At 45.3% G+C, this 19,508-nt stretch carries 18 protein-coding genes and 3 tRNA genes; 14 read left to right on the forward strand and 7 right to left on the reverse strand.

Annotation, left to right across the window (positions count from 1 at the left end; all coding sequences use genetic code 11):
• Positions 1-161: 161 nt before the first annotated feature.
• The 4 genes from AB1S55_RS08885 to AB1S55_RS08900 are packed head-to-tail and all read left to right on the forward strand — an operon-like array spanning position 162 to position 3,628.
• Positions 162-731, forward strand: coding sequence for an elongation factor P hydroxylase (locus AB1S55_RS08885; protein ID WP_370981453.1), 570 nt, complete (start codon positions 162-164; stop codon positions 729-731).
• Positions 728-1,609, forward strand: a complete 882-nt coding sequence (locus AB1S55_RS08890) for a 5'-3' exonuclease H3TH domain-containing protein (RefSeq protein WP_370981454.1) — start codon at positions 728-730, stop codon at positions 1,607-1,609. Before AB1S55_RS08885 ends, AB1S55_RS08890 begins: the two co-directional genes overlap by 4 nt.
• Positions 1,603-2,709 (forward strand): 4-phosphoerythronate dehydrogenase, encoded by a 1,107-nt coding sequence (locus AB1S55_RS08895; RefSeq protein ID WP_370981455.1) that lies wholly within the window; start codon positions 1,603-1,605, stop codon positions 2,707-2,709. The genes AB1S55_RS08890 and AB1S55_RS08895 overlap by 7 nt, the downstream gene beginning before the upstream one ends.
• Positions 2,702-3,628 (forward strand): class I SAM-dependent methyltransferase, encoded by a 927-nt coding sequence (locus AB1S55_RS08900; RefSeq protein ID WP_370981456.1) that lies wholly within the window; start codon positions 2,702-2,704, stop codon positions 3,626-3,628. Before AB1S55_RS08895 ends, AB1S55_RS08900 begins: the two co-directional genes overlap by 8 nt.
• On the opposite strand, the gene AB1S55_RS08905 is transcribed toward AB1S55_RS08900, so the two are convergent.
• From AB1S55_RS08905 to AB1S55_RS08915, 3 genes are all read right to left on the reverse strand, one after another.
• Positions 3,625-5,586 (reverse strand): putative bifunctional diguanylate cyclase/phosphodiesterase, encoded by a 1,962-nt coding sequence (locus AB1S55_RS08905; protein WP_370981457.1) that lies wholly within the window; start codon positions 5,584-5,586, stop codon positions 3,625-3,627. The genes AB1S55_RS08900 and AB1S55_RS08905 overlap by 4 nt on opposite strands.
• Positions 5,587-5,649: 63 nt before the next feature.
• The gene (locus tag AB1S55_RS08910) at positions 5,650-6,051 is read right to left on the reverse strand and encodes a hypothetical protein (protein ID WP_370981459.1); all 402 of its coding nucleotides are present in this window, start codon (positions 6,049-6,051) and stop codon (positions 5,650-5,652) included.
• Positions 6,051-7,265: a pyridoxal phosphate-dependent aminotransferase gene (locus tag AB1S55_RS08915; protein ID WP_370981460.1), complete on the reverse strand. Its 1,215-nt coding sequence runs from the start codon at positions 7,263-7,265 to the stop codon at positions 6,051-6,053. Before AB1S55_RS08915 ends, AB1S55_RS08910 begins: the two co-directional genes overlap by 1 nt.
• Positions 7,266-7,398: 133 nt before the next feature.
• Here AB1S55_RS08915 and msrB point away from each other — a divergent pair, with 133 nt between their 5' ends.
• Both msrB and AB1S55_RS08925 read left to right on the forward strand, forming a co-directional pair.
• Entirely contained in the window at positions 7,399-7,806 is a 408-nt protein-coding gene (msrB, locus tag AB1S55_RS08920; RefSeq protein WP_370981461.1) for a peptide-methionine (R)-S-oxide reductase MsrB, read from the forward strand.
• Positions 7,806-8,477: a DNA-3-methyladenine glycosylase I gene (locus AB1S55_RS08925; RefSeq protein WP_370981462.1), complete on the forward strand. Its 672-nt coding sequence runs from the start codon at positions 7,806-7,808 to the stop codon at positions 8,475-8,477. Before msrB ends, AB1S55_RS08925 begins: the two co-directional genes overlap by 1 nt.
• Before the next feature lie 102 nt (positions 8,478-8,579).
• Here AB1S55_RS08925 and AB1S55_RS08930 read toward each other — a convergent pair whose 3' ends face one another.
• The gene (locus tag AB1S55_RS08930) at positions 8,580-9,374 is read right to left on the reverse strand and encodes a hypothetical protein (protein ID WP_370981463.1); all 795 of its coding nucleotides are present in this window, start codon (positions 9,372-9,374) and stop codon (positions 8,580-8,582) included.
• A 248-nt stretch (positions 9,375-9,622) separates the two neighbouring features.
• Between AB1S55_RS08930 and AB1S55_RS08935 the strand changes: the two genes are divergently transcribed.
• From AB1S55_RS08935 to queF, 5 genes are all read left to right on the forward strand, one after another.
• A tRNA-Glu gene (locus tag AB1S55_RS08935) sits at positions 9,623-9,698 on the forward strand.
• A gap of 1 nt (position 9,699) precedes the next feature.
• A tRNA-Gly gene (locus AB1S55_RS08940) sits at positions 9,700-9,775 on the forward strand.
• A gap of 109 nt (positions 9,776-9,884) precedes the next feature.
• Complete coding sequence (locus AB1S55_RS08945; protein WP_370981464.1) at positions 9,885-10,805, forward strand: ABC transporter ATP-binding protein; 921 nt, start codon at positions 9,885-9,887, stop codon at positions 10,803-10,805.
• Entirely contained in the window at positions 10,805-11,575 is a 771-nt protein-coding gene (locus AB1S55_RS08950; RefSeq protein WP_370981465.1) for an ABC transporter permease, read from the forward strand. Before AB1S55_RS08945 ends, AB1S55_RS08950 begins: the two co-directional genes overlap by 1 nt.
• A 1-nt stretch (position 11,576) precedes the next feature.
• Positions 11,577-12,398: an NADPH-dependent 7-cyano-7-deazaguanine reductase QueF gene (gene queF / locus AB1S55_RS08955; RefSeq protein WP_370981466.1), complete on the forward strand. Its 822-nt coding sequence runs from the start codon at positions 11,577-11,579 to the stop codon at positions 12,396-12,398.
• A gap of 70 nt (positions 12,399-12,468) precedes the next feature.
• Here queF and AB1S55_RS08960 read toward each other — a convergent pair whose 3' ends face one another.
• Complete coding sequence (locus AB1S55_RS08960; RefSeq protein ID WP_370981467.1) at positions 12,469-13,866, reverse strand: adenylate/guanylate cyclase domain-containing protein; 1,398 nt, start codon at positions 13,864-13,866, stop codon at positions 12,469-12,471.
• Between the two features lie 96 nt (positions 13,867-13,962).
• On the reverse strand, positions 13,963-15,216 hold the full coding sequence (locus AB1S55_RS08965; protein WP_370981468.1) for a hypothetical protein: 1,254 nt from the start codon (positions 15,214-15,216) through the stop codon (positions 13,963-13,965).
• A gap of 153 nt (positions 15,217-15,369) precedes the next feature.
• Between AB1S55_RS08965 and AB1S55_RS08970 the strand changes: the two genes are divergently transcribed.
• The 3 genes from AB1S55_RS08970 to AB1S55_RS08980 all read left to right on the forward strand — a co-directional run bounded on the left by AB1S55_RS08970 (position 15,370) and on the right by AB1S55_RS08980 (position 18,674).
• Positions 15,370-15,457 (forward strand) — tRNA-Ser (locus tag AB1S55_RS08970).
• A 532-nt stretch (positions 15,458-15,989) separates the two neighbouring features.
• The gene (locus tag AB1S55_RS08975) at positions 15,990-16,826 is read left to right on the forward strand and encodes a formate/nitrite transporter family protein (protein WP_370981469.1); all 837 of its coding nucleotides are present in this window, start codon (positions 15,990-15,992) and stop codon (positions 16,824-16,826) included.
• Positions 16,827-16,937: 111 nt separating this feature from the next.
• Positions 16,938-18,674: a protein kinase gene (locus AB1S55_RS08980; RefSeq protein WP_370981470.1), complete on the forward strand. Its 1,737-nt coding sequence runs from the start codon at positions 16,938-16,940 to the stop codon at positions 18,672-18,674.
• Here AB1S55_RS08980 and AB1S55_RS08985 read toward each other — a convergent pair.
• Complete coding sequence (locus AB1S55_RS08985; RefSeq protein ID WP_370981471.1) at positions 18,671-19,507, reverse strand: 6-pyruvoyl tetrahydropterin synthase family protein; 837 nt, start codon at positions 19,505-19,507, stop codon at positions 18,671-18,673. The two genes, AB1S55_RS08980 and AB1S55_RS08985, sit on opposite strands and share 4 nt — an antisense overlap.
• Between the last annotated feature and the right edge of the window lies 1 nt (position 19,508).

Raw genomic sequence — 19,508 nt, forward strand, 5'->3', positions numbered from 1 at the left:
GCTCTGGTTGTTAAGCGACTTTAGTTAGCCTGTTAAGCCATACATTATCTTGCTGAGATCGAGAACACAAGCATCGGTTTTTAATGAGCATAAGCTCACGCTTAAAATCGTATGCTTTGCTTTATATTTCGACCGATTATTAATAAGTTTAGTTCATATTTATGAGTTATAAGGAAAGTAGTGAAAACATGCCATCGGTTCTGAGGCGTGTGTGCCAAGTATTTGATCAGACCTTTGCTTTAAGTTTGAATACTCGCATTCAGGGAGGCTTTGATGAGCCGCTCTATCAGCCCGCTCATACGGAGCAAGGTTTTCATTGCATTCAGTTCTCGCACGACTATGTGGCCAGTGCTTTACATGAAATTGCGCATTGGTGTATTGCTGGGGCTGAGCGGCGGCTATTACTTGATTACGGTTATTGGTACGCACCTGATGGGCGAACGCAGGCTCAGCAACGCGAGTTTGAATCTGTTGAAATCAAGCCGCAAGCCGTAGAGTGGCTTTTATCCCGAGCTTGTGCCCTGCCTTTTCGCTTAAGTGTTGATAACTTAAGCGGTGAGGTTGGGGCAAGCCCTGAATTTGAGCGAGCTGTTATTGCGCAAGCACAGACATATGCTTCAGAGGGGCTGCCCCCGCGGGCTCAGCTATTGGCGCAAAATTTTAGTACCGAGTTTACTCAAGCGACTATTTTTTGTCAGGCTTATTACAGTCACGAGACGCTTAGTAAGTGAAACCTGCCTACCTTATTGATAGTTCGATTTATATATTTAGGTTTTATTTTTCTAAGAGGCGGTCAATGCTTTCGCGTAGTGGTAGGGAAGTGACCACGGTGCTGGCGTGGACACATTGGTTGATGAGGTTGTTGCAAGATCAAAAGCCAGAGTTTGTAGCCTGCTGCTTTGATGAGAGTTTGCATACAGGCTTTCGCCATCAGATAAATGCATGTTATAAGCGAAATAGAGCATTGCCTGATGAGGAATTAGCTTATGAGTTGTTGGCCTGTAAAAAAATAGCGTCTTACCTAGGTATTGCCACGTTTGCCAGTGAGGAATTCGAGGCTGATGATCTGATTGCCGCTTTGGCGCGTTTGGCTCGATTAGATAATGCTGAGCCTTGGGTTTTAAGTCGAGACAAAGATTTAGCGCAAATCTTAATGCTTAATAATGGGCGCCTGTGGGATTATTCGTATTCACAAGCGCTCAATTATCAGGCTTTTAAACAAGCTTTTGATATTGCTCCTGAGCGAATAGCGGAGTACTTAGCTATTGTCGGAGATCGTGCTGACAATATAAGTGGTGTGCATGGCATTGGTAAAAAAAGCCTCAGCGCTATTTTCTCAGAGCTGAAATCTTGGCAGCAGATTAAAACAGATTTTACAGCCGTTTCTGGCTTATCTATTCGGGCGGCCAAAAGCCTTGCGCATAAGTTGCAGGAAAATGAGGCTTTAATCGATGCTAATTTGGCTTTAACGCATTTGCGTGATGACTGTCTTAGTGATGCTGATTATAACATTGCGCATACCTCTATTAATAAGCAGGCATTGCTTGTTTTATTTGATGAATTCAAGGCCCCTACTGGCCTCTACCAATTACTGGAAAAATTATGCTGAATATTCTTGCAGACGAAAATATCCCTTTTGCTAAAGAGCTATTTTCGGAGCTGGGTGAGGTAAGCTTATTGGCTGGCCGAACAATGAAACATGCAGACCTAGAGAGTGTTGATGCTCTATTGGTGCGCTCTGTAACACAAGTAAATAAAGAGCTGCTGAGTGGGCACAAAGTTCAGTTTGTAGGCACTTGTACGATAGGCACCGATCACTTAGATAAACAGTATTTTGAGCAACAAGGCATAAGTTATAGCGCCGCCCCTGGCTGTAATGCATTAGGTGTTGTGCAATATGTTATTACTGTTTTAGCTGCTTTAGGTCGTCTAGAACAATCGAATAAAGTAGCTATTGTTGGTTGTGGTAATGTGGGGGGGCGAGTTTGGCAGTACTTAAAAGCTCTAGGTATGGACTGCTATTGTATCGATCCTCATTTAAATAAAACACAGCTTGAAGACTTGAGCGATTTCGAGTCTATTTATGACTGTGATATTGTGTGTATGCATACACCTAAGATTGCTGATGGACCTTATCCGACAGTTAACCTTATTGGTGCTGAAGAATTAAATAAATTAAAAAAGGGCGCTTTATTAATTAATGCAGGACGTGGTGAATGCATCGATAATCATGCGTTGCTGGCTTATATGCAAACGCATAATGACTTAGATGTCGTGTTGGATGTCTGGGCAAATGAGCCTCATATGCTGCCAGAGCTATTTGCTCATGTTAAATATGGATCACCTCATATTGCTGGTTATAGCTTTGAGGGAAAAGTGAATGGGACAACAATGATCTTTGAGAAACTTGCCTTGCAGCAAGGTAAAGATCAGCAGTGGATCAATGAGCGAATTAATGCTTTGCGCTCACGTTGCCTAGGGCAGGCTCAAGAGTTAGAGGCGGCAAGCTTACAAGCGTTGGTGCTTAAGACCTACGACATTGATGCTGATCATGAGCGTTTAAATAAAGCTTTACCGGAGCTGCCTAGTAGCTTTGATCTTTTACGTAAAACCTACCCTAAGCGCAGAGAGTTCTCTCACTATAAATTTAAAACAAGTGATCTTAACTTAGCAGCTAAAGCGAAAGCCTTGGGGTTTGAGTGTGCCTGATTTAAGCCCCATCGTTGAGTGTATTGAATCATGGCAAGCGGCCGTTGCTGATGGGCGTCGTCGCTCTTTAGACAGTTGTCGGTTGTTTCACGGCCGTGGTCAGTGCTACCCAGGCTTAGAGCAGGTTTTGTTGGATTATTATGAGCCTGCACTGGTACTCACTTTATTTTCCCCCTTACAGGTCGAAGATGAATTATTAGTGTTGTTACAGGGGCTTTTTCCTGAGGCACCTATTTATTTGCAATGCCGTTATGAAGCACAACCTCGTTATGTTTGTGTTTATGGCCAAGCGCTGAGCGAGTTGTACGCTCGAAGAGGGTCGCAGCGCTTCTTGTTGAATTTAGATCAGCAAAATATTGGTTTTTTTCTGGATGCAGAGTATGCGCGGCAATGGCTGGAGTCTCGAGCTAAAGATAAATCTGTATTAAATTTATTTTCTTATACATGCAGCTTTTCTATTGTGGCAAGTGCGGCAGGTGCCTCTAGTGCTTTGAATATGGATCTAAGCTCGCGTAGTTTAAGTCTGGGTCGTCACAATTACCGCTTAAATGGTATAGCCGAGCAGCAAGTTCGCTTTTACGCTAACGATATTATGAAGTCTTGGAGTCGTTTAAAGCGCTTTGGCCCTTATGATCTGGTTGTTTGTGATCCACCTAGCTTTCAAAAAGGTAGCTTTGTTGCAACTAAGGATTATAAGAAATTACTGCGGCGCATGGATTCGTTAACGACGAGCTCTGCAGAATTGTTGTTATGTTTAAATTCCCCAGAGATTCGTTTTACTGAGTTTAAAGCCTTGTGTGATAGCGAGCTTGAATGCTTTGATTTTGTTGAGCGACTAGGCTTGCATCCCGATTTTCCCGATGCAGATAGTGAGAGAGCCTTAAAGCTATTGGTCTATAAAAAGAAGTCAGCGCTTTAAGGTGCATCGGCTGTTGCATTGTCGAAGTAAAAGTCCGACAAGGCTTCTAGAGGCATCGGTTTTGCGATGCCAAAGCCTTGGGCGTAGTCGACGCCTAGGCTTTTTAGCTCTCTAAGAACAATGTCGTTCTCAACATATTCCGCCACTGTACGAATGCCCATCTCTTTAGCTATTGCGCTAATGGCTTGAATCATTGCGCGAGCAATATTATCTCGCACTACGTCTTGCACAAAAGACCCATCTATTTTTAAGTAGTCAACATCGAGGTTTTTTAGATAGCTAAACGACGAAAAGCCTGTGCCAAAATCATCAAGCGCAAAGCGACAGCCTAAGGCACGCAGTGTGCGCATAAATTCAATTGCTTCGTTTAAGTTTTGCATGGCGCTACTTTCGGTAATTTCAAAACAAACTTTATTTGCAGGAAAATTTGCAGCTCTAACCATGTTGATGATGGTCTCGCGGGCGCGGTCGCTTGCGATGGTGTGGCCACTGATGTTGACTGAGCAGCAGCCTAAGCGGGCAACGTGTTCAGGATTATTTCTTAAGTAGCTAAAGGTTTGCTTGATAACCCACAAATCAATAGCTGGGGATTTTCCGTAGCGCTCAGCAGAGGGAAGAAACTGCGAGGGTTGAACTAAATTGCCTATATCATCACGATATTGAATAAGTACTTCGTAGTGCACGTAGGGAGCATAAGGTTTATCGATACCGACAATAGGTTGAAAATTTAAAACAAAGTCGTTGTTGTTAATGGCTTTATCTAAACGGCTTACCCAGAGCATGTTTTGTTGTTGGTCGGAGTTTGCCTCATCCACTTTACGTGCATTAATTTGGACTTGGTTGCGCCCCTGTTCTTTGGCGCTGTAGCAGGCTGCATCTGCGGCGCTCAATAAGCTGCTGAATTCTTCGCTGCGGCTATTGCTAATGGCGATACCGACACTAATACTTAGGCGGAAGCTCAATCCATCCCAGCGGAAGGTAAAGGCTTCGGCTTCAAAGCGTAAAGCTTCAGCGAAGGTGGCTGCGTAGTCAGGATTGCGATTAACCAGTAGTACAGCAAACTCATCACCACCAATACGAGCAAAAAAAGCATTTTCGTTTTTAATGTGAGGGCTAAGAACCGCAACTAATTGTTTAATGAGTTGGTCACCAGCGCTATGTCCGCAAGTGTCATTGACAACTTTAAGCTGGTCGATGTCGAAATAAATCAGGGTGAGTTGATTCTGTTCGCCGTAGTTCTGTAATTCTTCAGCAAAGTATTCCTCAAGTGCTCGTCGATTTTTAAGGCCGGTAAGTTCATCATGGTGGGCTTGATGCGCAAGGGTTTGGCTAAGCTCTCGTGACTCACTGATATCCTCGCAATAAGCAATAATTGTTTCGCCAAAATGGCGCTTTATACGATGTAGGTGAAGGACTACATGTAAGCTTTGTTTGTCTTGATCTAATAGTATGGTTTCAATGCGGCAGCTCTTTGCGACACCTTCTTGAATTTGATCCAGCATTCCCGCGACTCGCTGACGGGCGCTAGGTTCAATAAGGTCTAAAAAGCGCATGTGGACCATATCTGCAAAACGATATTGCAAGCGATCACAGGCACTTTGGTTTATATCGTCAATACGCAGGTTGTTACTTAGGGTGAAATAGAAAACGGGGCTGTAATCAAATACCTGACGGTAAAAATCAACATTACTAGAGCCTTGGCTCTCGAGCTTGTGTTGTTTTTTGTAAAGCAGTTCAAGCTCAGTGCGTAAGCTTTCGACAGAGGCTTTAAAAATACGGTTTTCGGAGCTGAGTTTGAGGTTGCAATCTTCTAGTTTTTCGCTGGCATCCTGCTCTTTAATATTTTTCTTTTTGTGTAAATGAGTTTGCCTTAGGTGTATGACTGTTAGAATAAACGACACACTGGCAAAGCCAATGGCAATAAGAGTTGCAGTACTTTGGACGGCGTTAAAGAGCATGGTTGTACTAAAGGTTTGTGTTAGTGCGTCTGAGCTTACTGTATTTAATCGTTAAACTCACGTTTATGCAGAAAGTTGGCGCATATAAGCTATTACGCATGCGTTGAGTTTGTCGCTGCTAGCTTTTTTAAGTGTTTTTTCAAGCTGGGCTATACGAGTAATAGCGCTGTCTGGTTCGGTTTCTGTGCTGGCAAAATAAACAAAGCTTTTTTGGCTGAGTACAACTTCATCAAAGGCTTCTTGTTGGATGGTGTCGCCGTAGCGTAACCAGCCTTCTTCGGCGAGCCATAATACCGCGCTAAAGCAAGCCATGTGTCGATTGCTGTGCAAGCCAAACTCGTCGGGCGTATCAGGGCCGATAATATCTTCTATGTACAGGGTACTTTTACTGGGGAAGCGGCGGTATAAGGTTAAAATGATACGCGCCGCGTCTTTGCAAAAGTCCCCAATGTTTAGTTCGTGCACTACTTTCTATACCGTTGTAAAAATTGGCCAAATTTATCAATAGCCGTTTTGATGTCGGCAGGTTGTGGTAAAAACACGATACGGAAGTGGTCGGGATCGGCCCAGTTAAAGGCTGTACCTTGCACCAGTAGTACTTTTTCAGACAGTAAAAAGTCGAGTATCAGTTGTTGATCATCGTCGAAGTCGTACATGTCTCTGTCGATTTTAGGGAATAGATAAATTGCTCCCTTTGGCACAACACAGCTAATGCCGGGGATGGCATTAAGTGCTTCACAGGCTACTTGTCTTTGTTCATTGAGGCGCCCACCTGGCAGCACTAAGTCATTAATACTTTGGTAGCCCCCGAGCGCGGTTTGTACCGCAAACATGGCGGGTACATTGGCGCACAAACGCATCGAGGCAAGCATTTCTATGCCGGCCATAAAATCACTGGCTGCGCCCTTGCGGCCACTAATGTAGAGCCATCCTGAACGAAAACCTGCGAGGCGATAGGACTTACTTAAGCCATTAAAGCTAATGCAAGTTACGTCGTCAGCAATACTTGCCATTGGGATGTGCACAGCATCGTCATAGACAATCTTGCTGTAAATTTCGTCTGCAAAGATCAATAGCTTGTGCTCGCGTGCAAGCTGAGCAATACCTTCAAGGACTTCACGCGAATACACGGCACCTGTCGGGTTGTTTGGGTTGATAATAACAATGGCTCGTGTGCGCTCAGTGAGGCGAGAGCGAATGTCGTCTAAATCTGGTTGCCACTGGGCTTGCTCATCGCAGATGTAGTGAACGGGGTTGCCTCCGGCCAGTTTTACTGCTGCTGTCCAAAGCGGATAGTCAGGGGATGGGATAAGTACTTCGTCACCATCGTTTAGCAAGGCTTGGTTGGCCATTACAATAAGTTCACTAACACCGTTGCCAAGAAATATGTCGCCCACTTCTATGCCTTTAATACCTTGGCGTTGGGTTTCTTGCATAATGGCTTTACGCGCAGCAAAGAGGCCTCGGCTTTCTACATAACCTTGAGCCTTGCGCATGTTGTGAATGACGTCGCTGATGATCTCGTCGGGAGCGTCAAAGCCAAATGGGGCTGGGTTGCCAATATTGAGCTTTAAAATCTTATGGCCTTCTTCTTCAAGGCGATAAGCATGTTGAAGAACGGGGCCGCGAATGTCGTAGCAGACGCCGTCGAGTTTGTGTGATTTATCAAACTTGTGCATGATCTTGTTACTTTATCGGTGCTTGTGTTGATGCCGTATCAGTATAAGAGCCTCGGCGCAGTGTTTGTACACTAAGGTGCCAAGGCATCATGGGCATTGTTTATAGTCGTGCCGTGTTTATAAGGAGAGGATTATGTCAGAAGCTAAGCTAAAAGACGACGAGTACTGGCGCGATAAGCTTGATGCTCATGAGTTTCATATTTGTCGAGAAAAGGGCACAGAGCGTCCGTTCTCTGGTCGTTATGTGGATACCAAGACGCTTGGGGAATATGTCTGCCGCTGCTGTTCCGAGCCCTTGTTTACTTCAACCGCAAAATACGACAGTGGCAGCGGTTGGCCGAGCTTTTATCAGGCTTTGAGTTCATCGGCTATTACGGAAGTGTTAGATCGAAGTCACGGTATGGCTCGCACTGAGATTTGCTGTGCTCGCTGTCATGCTCATTTGGGGCATGTATTTACCGATGGGCCCCAGCCTACGGGTTTGCGCTACTGCGTCAATTCAGCTTCTTTAACTCTACATGAAAGTGGGGGAGAAGAATAATGCGTGAGTTTAAAGAGATATACGCCACCGCTTGTTTACATAAAGGGGGTGAGGAAGAGCTTGAGCTGCTTTTGCCTAAAGCGTTAACAAAGGAGCAGCTAGCCGCCCAAGATGATGCTTATTACTTATCGAAAATGAGTTTGAGGATTTTTAGGGCGGGTCTTAAGCATTCTTTGGTGGATGCAAAGTGGCCCCGTTTTGAAGAGGTGTTTTGGGGCTTTGATCCTTTTGCTTGCGCGATGATGAGTGATGAGTTTATTGATCAATGTATGGCTGATAAGAGCCTTATTCGCCATTTGGGTAAAATTAAAAGTATCCGAGCGAATGCTCAGTTTGTGCGTGATATACAAGAGGCTCACGGTTCATTTGCTACTTGGTTGTCTGAGTGGCCAGCCGCTAAAACCAATGAGTTGTGGCTCGAGTTGAAAAAGTGCGGTTCCCAGTTAGGTGGCGCTTCGAGTGGTTATTTTCTGCGTATGGTGGGGCGTGATACTTACTTATTAACCAATGATGTTGCCGCCGTGTTGTTATTAGAAGGGGTGATTGATAAGCGCCCAGTAACGAGCCAGAAAGAGTTGCTTAAAGTACAGCAGGCTTTTACCACTTGGCAGCAGCAAAGTGGGAGAAGTTTGTGTGAGATCAGTCGTATTGTGTCGATGGCTGCGACTTAGTGTATTTAACCTTTGTCGTGAAGCTTACTTTAGATCAACTGTGTTTATATAAGTTTTAGTGGAGGCGGCTTGGCAAGCTTGTAGTGGAGGCGACAGGGGGCTTTAATCATAGACCTGTTTCTTTTTCCAAATATCCTCGCTGCTATCAGAGCCAAATTTATTCCACTCGTCTTCTAATTCGTTTTCATCGCTGATCTCAGCTACATGTTGGCCCGCTTCTATTTCTTCCTGAAGGCGAATGTTTAGCTCTTTTACTTGTTCGCTTAGTTGGGCGATACGGCCTTCAAAGCTGCCGACTTTACCTTCTCGCTGCATAAGCTGAATAGCGAGGTCAAAATAGTGGATGGCTAGCTTGGTCTTCTCGCTTTGTTTAGCGTTGTGTCCTTGTAGTACATAGCCATCAACAGTGGCCTGTAAAACCAGCTGTTTGATTTGGCTTCTGTAGGTATCTGCTTGGGGGCGAGTCATTTGCCCTTGAGACTCGAGGTTAAAGACAAAGCGATGCAGCTCTTCAAGGCTCATCTTTACGTCTTTTATTTGTTGCGGAGTATTCAGAGTAACAACTTGGTTTTTAGGGGCTTCTTTTTGGGTTTCAGCAAGGCTCTGGGAAATTGTCTGTAGTTCTTGTTTGTGTAGAGGCTCATTGGGCTCGAGCTGGCTCAATTGTTCACTCACTCCTAAAAGGCTGCGCTGAACAAGTATTTTTAGTTCTTTAGGTAAAAAGCCTTCAGGGCAGCCGCTAAGCATAAACCTAAAGCCCCTAGATTGGTTCTTAAGGCTTGTCAGCATACGCTTGCGTTGCTCGCGCTTGTTTTGAATGCTTTGTGACACAAAGGCATAGCAGACCAAGGCGGCCAGCAATACGATTATGCCGATGATCACTGTGACAGTAGACATAGTTGCTATAAAGGCAGGATTCTTACCTTAAACTTAGTTGTAGATCGGGGATGCCGCAACTGGCTTGGCCCGAGTTGTTTATATAGTTGTCAGTTTGTCTGAAACTTATACTAAATAGGGGCTGTAAGTAAATTAAATGAAAAAAAATGATTTTTTTTTATTTAGAGTGTTGACAGTGAATCGCTTACTCAATAATATGCGCGCCTCGTTGAGACAGGAAGCAACTTTCCAGATCAGCGACGTCCTAAGTCCCCATCGTCTAGAGGCCTAGGACACCGCCCTTTCACGGCGGTAACAGGGGTTCGAATCCCCTTGGGGACGCCATGCGGAAATAGCTCAGTTGGTAGAGCACAACCTTGCCAAGGTTGGGGTCGGGAGTTCGAGCCTCCTTTTCCGCTCCAAATTATAAAAACCAGCCTTAGGGCTGGTTTTTTTTTGCCTATCATAAACTGCCTCGTTGAGGCTTGTGCTGATATAGTTCGAGCCCTTGGGTCTATGTGGAACAACACTATGAGCTATGCGCTAGAGATTGACGCGTTAAGCAAAAGCTATAAACCAGGGGCTTTCGCCCTGAATCAAATCAGTTTACAGGTCGAGAAAGGTGATTTTTTTGCTTTGCTTGGGCCTAATGGTGCTGGCAAGTCGACCCTTATTAGTATTATTAGCTCTTTGGTTCGTAAGGATAGCGGCAGTGTCCGTATTTTTGGCCATGATATTGATCGTGACTTTGCAGCGGCTAAACGTTGTTTGGGTATTGTTCCTCAGGAGTTTAATTTTAATACCTTCGAGAAAGTCAGGGATATTGTCGTTAATCAGGCCGGTTATTACGGTATGCCAAAGGCTGAGGCTGGGGATCATGCGGATCACTACTTGCAGCAATTAGGCTTATGGGAAAAGCGTGAGGAGGCTTCTCGTTTCTTGTCTGGGGGTATGAAGCGTAGATTGATGATTGCGCGTGCTCTGGTGCATCAGCCGCAACTCTTGGTGCTCGATGAGCCTACGGCGGGGGTTGATATTGAACTGCGTCGTTCTATGTGGGAGTTTATTGAAAAAATAAACGATGCAGGCACCAGTATTATATTAACAACCCACTACCTCGAAGAGGCCGAGGCACTATGCCGCAATGTCGCCATCATTAATCACGGCCGTATTGTTGAGCGCTCGGATATGCGCAGCTTATTGGCTAGTGTGCACAGAGAGAGCTTTGTTTTGGATTTAAGTGCCGATGCCACATTGACAGAGCTACCAAGCCACTATGAACCTTTGCTATTGCCTGGCTGCCGTTTAGAGGTCAGTTTGGCTGCAGGTGATAGTTTGAATGCGCTGTTTGAGGCTTTGAGTGCGCAGGGCCTTGCTGTTTCAAGCATGCGCAATAAGGTAAATCGCTTAGAGGAGCTGTTTGTGGGACTGACTTCTGGAGGTGCCCAGTGATGCGCTACTCTACTCGTGTTGCTCTCATGACGATTATCCGTAAAGAGGTTAGGCGTTTTATGCGTATTTGGGTGCAAACCCTTATACCACCTGCTATTACTATGACCTTGTACTTTTTGATCTTTGGCAGCTTGATCGGCTCGCGTATTGGGCAGATGGGTGGCTACGATTATATGTCTTTTGTCATCCCTGGCTTGATTATGATGGCGGTTATTAATAATAGTTACAGTAATGTTGCCTCTTCTTTTTATAGTGCGAAATACAGCAAGAGCATTGAAGAGCTTTTGGTGAGCCCGACGCCTAACTACATCATTGTATTGGGTTGGGTAACCGGCGGTGCCTTGCGTGGCTTATTGGTGGGGCTGATTGTTACCTTGCTGTCTCTATTTTTTACCAAGCTGCCTTTGCATTCGCTTGTCTTAACCGTTGGGGTGGTGGTGCTTTCGGCTATGCTCTTTGCTTTGGCGGGTCTTATTAATGCGATCTTTGCCAATAGTTTTGACGATATCAGTGTGGTGCCTACCTTTGTGTTAACGCCGCTAACGTACTTGGGAGGCGTCTTTTATACCATTGATATGCTACCTAGCTTTTGGCAGTGGCTGAGCATGTTTAATCCCATCCTCTATTTGGTGAACCTGTTTCGTTACGGCTTACTGGGGGTGAGTGATGTCAGTGTGGCTCAGTCTTTATTTGGTGTGTGTGTATTTTTGGTATTGCTTGCTACAGCGGCGGTGTATTTAATGGAAAATAGTAAACGTTTGAGGCATTAACATGGCGCCTGTAGAGCTAGGAAAAGATGCGAGCTACCCCGATTCTTATGATGCCGGGTTGTTGCAACCGATAGCGCGTGAGCTTTCTCGTGCTGATCTTGTTGCGCCGCAGCTTGTTGCCTTCGGTGTTGATATGTGGAACGCCTATGAGTTGAGCTGGCTTGCGCCAAATGGTTTGCCGCAGGTCGCAGTTGCTGAGTTTAGTTTTTGTGCTTCCAATCCATTTATCGTTGAATCCAAGTCCTTTAAGTATTATTTAAATAGTCTGAATCAGACCGTATTTGCTTCTAAGCAGGCTCTTATTGAGGTTTTGACTGAGGATCTGCAGGCTTGTGTTGGCGGTAAGGTTTCCGTGAGCTTATTTGGTTTGGCTGAGGGTTTACCTGCTATTGATGCAGTGCCTGGCGAGTGTATTGATGGCTTGGATATTGAGATCAAGCGCTATAAGCCTCAATCCGGCATGTTGTCTTTGGCTGCGGAGTCGGAACATTGGCGCGATCGTTGTTTCTACAGTCACTTGCTGAAAAGTAATTGTCCTGTAACGGGGCAGCCTGATTGGGCTACGCTGTGGTTGCAATACAGTGGCCCTGCGTTTGATAAGGCGAGTTTATTGCGATACTTAGTGGCATTTAGGCAGTATCAGGGGTTTCATGAAAGCTGCGTTGAACATATCTTTCATGATTTAAATGAGGCTTTTAAACCCGATTCGCTTGTTGTTTATGCACGCTATACTCGTCGCGGGGGATTGGATATTAATCCCATGCGCCATAGCGCAGATCTAGCGGGTATGCAGCCGCCATTTAGGCGCACCGTAAGGCAGTAGTAGCTCTTTGAGGGGCTGAGGTTTTTAGGGGGCAGAAGCCGTTGCTTAGGATCTTGAGTGGCGAGTGCTGTTAATCTTCTTCATCCTTGCCATAGCGGGCGCGCAGTTTGCTTGCTACGTCTTCGAGGTGTTTAACGATGCGTTCACGGTCGTAATTTTTAAGCTTGTCGAGATCAAGGTGCATCGAGAAGCCTGTCATGCGCTCTTCAAAGTAGCTCTGATTTTTGCCCATGTCTTTGCGATGATTGATCACCTGATAGACCTTGATTGGGTGTGAAAAACCTTTCGCTTTAATGCTGCCCTTGTCCCGACACATAATGTTGTCTTTAATCAGTGACCATGTTTCGTGAGAGACTAGGATTTCGTCGGAAGCTGCTGCTGACTCTAGGCGGCTGGCAAGGTTTACATGGGTTCCAAGTGTTGTGTAATCCATATACTCACTAGTGCCAAAGGTGCCAACGGTGCAATAGCCGCTGTTGATGCCCATGCGAATTCTAAGCGGTTTTTTAACTCCGTAGCTTAACCATTTTCTTTCGAGTTCCTTCATCTTTTTGCGCATGTCGATGGCCATTGATGTGCAGCGCAAAGCATCGGCTTTAATGCCGTGGCTCTTAGTGTCACCAAACATAACCATAAGGCCGTCACCCATAAACTTATCGATGGTGCCGTTGTATTTGGCGGCTATTTTGACCATCTCGGTCAGGTAGCTATTAAGCAGTTCGGTGAGGTTTTCGGCTTCAAGCTCTTCAGAAAGAGAAGAGAAGCCCTCAATATCGGAAAAGAAAATAGATAGGTGTTTTCGTTCGGTTTTTAATGCGGTATCACGACCTTGGTTTAAAGCGCTCCACACGGGTGGTGATACATATCGGCTGAGTTTATAGGTGCGCACTTTGTGTAAAACAAGGTCGCTGTAGAGTTTGTGTGAACTGAGGTTTAGCCTCTCGAGAGAGGAGCGTATTTGGTTAGCCCAGAGTAACAGAGAGCCGCCAAGGCCTATAAACAAAGGCAGGGCTACAAATGGGCTTAATTCTAGGTGCCAGTCAATATGAAAGATAAAGCCTAAAGAGCCGCTTCCAAGTAAGAAGAGACCGCTGCTACTAAGGCTAAGTTGTTGGCCGCCAACTAAAAGGGCTTGAAAGCTAATGATCAGTAGCAGTAGAGCGGTAATAGTGTAGCTGGCAAAGAAGAAACTGCTAAGGGCTGCTAAAAAGAGTGCGTCGAGCATAAGCAGCTGATTAAAGTAGACGGTTTCTTCTTTTTGGCTTTTGTAGCGTTTTAGCCACTGCTCGCTGAGAAAGGTATATAGTGAAGCGCAGCCTATTAGGATAAGGGCTGTAGGGCTGACTGGCAGTTCAATGAGGCGAGCAAGGCTCATGACAATCACTGTGACAAGTAGCAGTGTGCGTACAATATTGCGCCGTAGGGTTACGGGTCTTGGTTTTTTATTATTGTTAGTGGCCCCAGCCATTTGGGATCCTCGTGCAGCGTTAGTTGGTGATGCCGGGCGCTAGTGTGCCTGAAACTGGAAAAAAATTCGACACTTTAGTCTTAATTGACTCTGAGCTTATTGTTGCAATTTTAAATCTAAGAATTTTTCTTCGAGTTCGTTATAGCGGCTTTCCCAGTCATTAAGCTCTTTTCTGAGCTTGTTATTTTCTTCGGCGCTACCATTGCTAGGTTCGCCCTCCGCCACCTGCTGAAGGCGGACTTTGAGCTTTCTATTTTGATGTAATGCAGCTTGTAGTTTGATCTCCATTTCATCGTGTTGAGAGCGGGTTTCAAGTAACTCAGTTTTAATATTGGGCAGTGTATTAACGCGAGCTCGTAACTGCTCAACTTCGGCGTTGGCGGTTGTTAGCTCGTCCTCTAATAGCTGGATGCAGGTCTCAGATTCTTGAATAAAGCGAGTTTGCTTGGCTAACTGCTCTTGTAGGCTATCGACGACTTCGGCTCGCTCTTGTTCTGTATTGGCATTTTGCAGTTGAGACTGAAGGCTTTCAATAATTCTATGCTGGTCTGCCGCTACCTCTCTTAATTTGGCTATCTCACGTTTGGATTCTGCATCATTACCAACGACTTGTACGATATTGTTGCCGTTAATTCCACCCTCGATAAGCTTAGCCATGTCAGCATAGCTTGAGTGGTAGTCTCCAAGTGCTTGTTCAAACTCTTGAGGGGCGTCCAGCTTTGACGCCATGTTGCTAAGGTTTTCAAAGTGACTCTGGGCTTCGGTCTTACTGTTGTTCCATTGTTCTTCTAGGTCAAAGTAGAGTTTTTTGAACTTCTCTAAATTATTGACACGTTTACGAGCGTTTTCTAGCTCACTTTGTAGTTGCTCTAACTCTTCATTATTGGGTGCTGCTAATGTATCCGTTGCAAAATCTTCATTAAAGCTAAAAATTTGTTCGTAGCGAGCGCCAAGGCTCTGCCAGTCTGGCTGCTTTTCGGCGTCGGCCATGGCTTCTTTTTCTGCTAATAGCATGGCGTTGCGAAGTGCGGCAGAGCGTCTAGGTAAGGGGGTTTCTGGGGCGAGATCTAGAGCTATATCTTGGCTTGGGTCTAGAGTTTGATGGCGCTGCTTGGTGAACTTAAGTTGTTTGTCTATGTGTTCTTGAAAGCTTAAGCCACTATCTTGTTGTTGGTTGTTTGCTGCTTTAGTTGTTTTTAAGTCCTGAAGTAAATCTTGGGCTTTAGCTCTAAGTTGGTGTACTAGTTTGCGTAGAGAGCGGTTTTGCATAACTAGTAGTAGGCATAAGACTAGTAGCAATAAAGCAATCTCAGCTGAAACAAGTAGTAGAAAGTTAGAAGACGTTAGCACGCTTAGCTTAGACCTACGTTAAAGAAGCAGATGGTATAAAAGATTATGGTTCATAAGTTGCAAGCTTGCGAATCTAGCCCTTAGAGATTGCCTTTAATAAGGGCTTTGTGTAGAGTGTGCCGCCTTTCAGGGCTTGAGAGTTTTGGAAGCGTTGGAGAGGTGTCCGAGTGGCCGAAGGAGCACGCCTGGAAAGTGTGTATGTCGTAAGGCATCGAGGGTTCGAATCCCTCCCTCTCCGCCATATACAAAAAAACCGCCCCTGTGGCGGTTTTTTTGTATATGCATGTAAGAGAAGCTTCAAGGCGGGCTCATCTCTACTGATTAAGGCAAGGCGAAAGCCTGTGTAAGTTAACCCTCGTTAGTTAATACGTTTTCTGTATGGTCACCATTCTTCGGTTCGCTATTTTCTCTCGAGGCCACCCTTAAATTATTTCCTTGGGGTTAAGCTTTTAAGTCACCTTTGAATCGTAAATAGAGGGGGAGCACAGGTATTGTGCTTTAGTCTCTAAGCACTTCCCCAAAGTGGGGCTTAAGGTGCATCAGTGTGATGATGCCCTGTCTGTTATGTGTACAGCTGAGCTTGCCTTTCGCCTTTTTATGGGGATGCAATTCGCGCCATGCACTTAAGTTGTGCTTTTGTTTGGCTTGTAAGCCCCCCTTTTTTATATTCCCTCTAAAAGAATAGGGCTTATCCTTGGTTTGAGGAAGTTGGCATCTCCCTTGCTCTATCCCAATTGTCAGAAATAAAATTTACCTTTGGGGGAATCTACGAGATGTCTTATCTTGAACCAGCCGAGTTTGCCAAAAAAATGGTCGACGCCGGTGAACAAAAAATCTTTATGTCAACTAGAGATACTTTTATCCGAGCCATGATGGCCGGTGCTATTCTCGGTCTTGCCGCTTTTTTTGCTATTACCGTCATTACTAAAACGGGTAATCCGGTGCTCGGAGCGGTTCTCTTCCCGGTCGGTTTTATCATGCTTTATTTGATGAAGTTCGATCTTTTGACTGGCGTGTTTACTCTGGTGCCGCTGGCACTTATTGATAAGCGCCCAGGTTGTGATATGAAAGGTTTGCTTCGGAATTGGGGGCTGGTTTTCCTTGGGAACTTCGCAGGGGCTTTAATGACGGCGTTTTTTGCGTCGTTTATTCTTACTTACGGCTATCAGATAGATGGTGGAGCTGTAGCTGATAAAGTTGCGGCGATTGGTGAGTCGAGGACGCTAGGTTATAAAGAGCAGGGTGTACTTGGTTGGTTTACTATCTTCATTCGCGGCATGCTTTGTAACTGGATGGTGTCTATGGGTGTTGTGTTAGCTATGATTTCTACATCAGCGATTAGTAAGATTTTCGCAATGTGGATGCCGATCATGCTGTTCTTCTACATGGTTTTTGAGCACTCAATTGTTAATATGTTTTTGTTCCCATTCTCTATGATCATGGGTGGTGACTTTAATCTAATGGATTACTTCCTTTGGAATGAAATCCCAACGGCTCTTGGTAACCTTGTGGGTGGTTTCTTATTAGTCGGTCTTCCTCTATATCTTACTCATGTTCGTGAAGGAAAGGCTCGTACTCCAAAAGCTGTTGGTAGCAAAGTAACGGCTTAATTTTTTGATTTCACATTAGTTTGTGTTGATCTCATACAACCCCAAAGGTACTTGTGCCTTTGGGGTTGTTGGTTTTAGCGGTAGTATAAATACTAAAAAGTAGCGCTTCGCATGAGTCAAATCTTAACAGTCCGTTCGGGTCAATGTAGTGATAAGGGGCGAAAGCCTGTCAATCAAGACTTTCTTGGAATTCAAATACCTAACCAAGCCCTAATAAACAGTAAAGGGGTTGCTGTTGCCTTAGCGGATGGTATTAGTAGTAGTGAGGTTAGCCAAGAGGCTAGTCAAACCGCCATCACCAGTTTTTTTGAGGACTATTACAGTACTCCAGAACCGTGGAGTGTTAAGAAGTCTGGGCAGTGCGTGTTAAATGCGGTTAATTCTTGGCTCTACTCTCAATCGCGCCGCAGTAGTTATCGTTACAATTTGAATAAAGGTTATGTCTGTACGTTTAGTGGGTTAATCATCAAATCCACAACGGCTCATGTTTTTCATGCGGGTGATTCAAGAGTATATGAGTTGCATGGCGACTCTTTAGAGTGCTTAACCAAGGAGCACCGTGTTCACGTTGATGAGGATAAACATTATCTTCAAAGAGCTCTAGGCATGGGGCAGATACTCGACCTTGACTACCTACAGGTAGCCATAAAGGCCGGTAGTACCTTTGTGCTAGTTACAGACGGTATTTATGAGTTCTTATCCGATGATGATCTCGCAGCTATTTGTAACGAATACGGTGATGACCTCAATAGTGCTGCAGAGAGGATCGTTCAGCGCGCGTACGATAATGGCAGCGATGATAACTTGAGCTGCCTCATTGCGCGTGTGGAGGCGGTGCCCAACCCTGAAGTTGGTGAAATGTATCATTCTCTTTGTGAGCTTCCTTTCCCTGCTGTACTGCAGGGCCGCGATGAGCTTGACGGCTTTACTGTGGCTAGAGCGTTATATCGAAGCCCGCGCAGTAATGTGTATCTTGCTCTTGATGGTAATTCGGGCAAGCAAGTTGTTATCAAGGTCCCGTCTGTTGAGCAGCAAAATAATCAAGAGTTTCTCGAGCGATTTTTATTTGAAGAGTGGGTGGCACGAAGAATTAATAGTGCGAATGTACTTAAGCCATGTGAAGTTGATAGGCCAAAGACGCATTTTTATATAGCGACAGAGTACATAGAGGGACAAACCCTGACGCAATGGATGATTGACAACCCTCGGCCAAGCTTGGAGCAAGTGAGGGAAATTGTTGAGCAGATAGCTAAGGGGCTTCGAGCCTTTCATCGCTTGGAAATGCTTCACCAAGATTTACGGCCAGATAACATAATGATCGATTACGGTGGTACAGTAAAAATAATCGACTTCGGCTCAACTTGGGTGGCGGGGTTGGAGGATAGGTCATCATCCATTACCCGCTCGGATATATTGGGGACGGCTCAATATACGGCGCCAGAGTACTTCATCGGGGAGTTTGGAACCTCTCTTTCTGATCAGTTTTCGCTTGCTGTGATTGCTTATCAGATGCTCTCCGGCAGATTACCTTACGGTGCAGATGTCGCTAAAACCCGTACCCGAGCAGCTCAGCGTAGGCTTGTTTATAGAAGTGTGCTTGATGATGAGCGCGAGACGCCAGCGTGGGTGGACTTTACCTTAAGGAAGGCGTTAAACCCTAACCCCGAAAAGCGTTATGAGGTTATTAGCGAGTTTATTCGCGACCTGCGCCACCCAAATAAGGTGTTTCTTAGTCAGGAGCGAGCGCCGCTTATTGAGCGAAACCCCGTGCTGTTTTGGCAGGGGGTGTCGGCTTTGTTGTTTTTACTTGTTCTATATTTGCAGTTTGGCGCTGATCTTGAGTTTTAGTCGGCAATCGCGCCTTTGGCAATGCCTTCGTACGCCTTGACCTTGTAGCTGCTGTTTTTATCCGCTAGTTGTAATTGCTGTTGTAAGTGGCTAGCAATTAATTCAACGGTCGATTCGGTATCCATTAAATAGCATTGCGATTTTGGTAGGGATAGGCGAAATGGGCCGTGCTGGGCTTGATACTGAAATAAATAGTTTTCGGCAATAAGTGGGTCTTGGCTGCAGTCTTCTTGGGTGCCAATGTAAATGTCTTTCCAGCGTCTAGCCCAAGCTTGCATTAGATCTGTGGCGGGCTCGCCATTGCGCCAGATTTCTATCTTGGAGCGGTGGCCGTGTGCAATGCGCTGGCAGTTTCCTAAATGTTTTTTTAGACCGTGGCTGTAGTGATAAAAGGGCCCATTTATTTGTTCTACTTCGAAGCGTAGCTGCAGTTTGATTACCGAGCTTGGGAACATGGGTTTTAGCTCTGCTAAGCACCACTGAGCTACATATTCTGGATTAATAGCCGGAACGGGCAATAAAGCATGTGCGCTTGCTGGGGCTTTCGTGAGTAGTCGGCCTCGTTTGTAGTTCCACTCAAAGCTTTGTAGCTCGCCGTCAATAAGTTTGCCGAGGGCGCTGCTATTAGTTGGTACAAGCAATTTGTGATCGAGGGTATTATCGAGCCAGTTTCTGATGAGCTTTTTTACCGTGCCAAAGTCGCACACCATGCCTTGTGCATCAAGTTCGCCTTCAAGCTCTATGCTGGCAAGCCAAGTTTCTCCAACAAGGCCTCGCTGGGCGTCTAGAAAGCTGAAGTCGAGGTTGGTTAATTGATCTACAAAAAGGCGCATA

Origin of the sequence: Agaribacterium sp. ZY112, assembly GCF_041346925.1 — a bacterium.
Taxonomy (GTDB): domain Bacteria; phylum Pseudomonadota; class Gammaproteobacteria; order Pseudomonadales; family Cellvibrionaceae; genus Agaribacterium.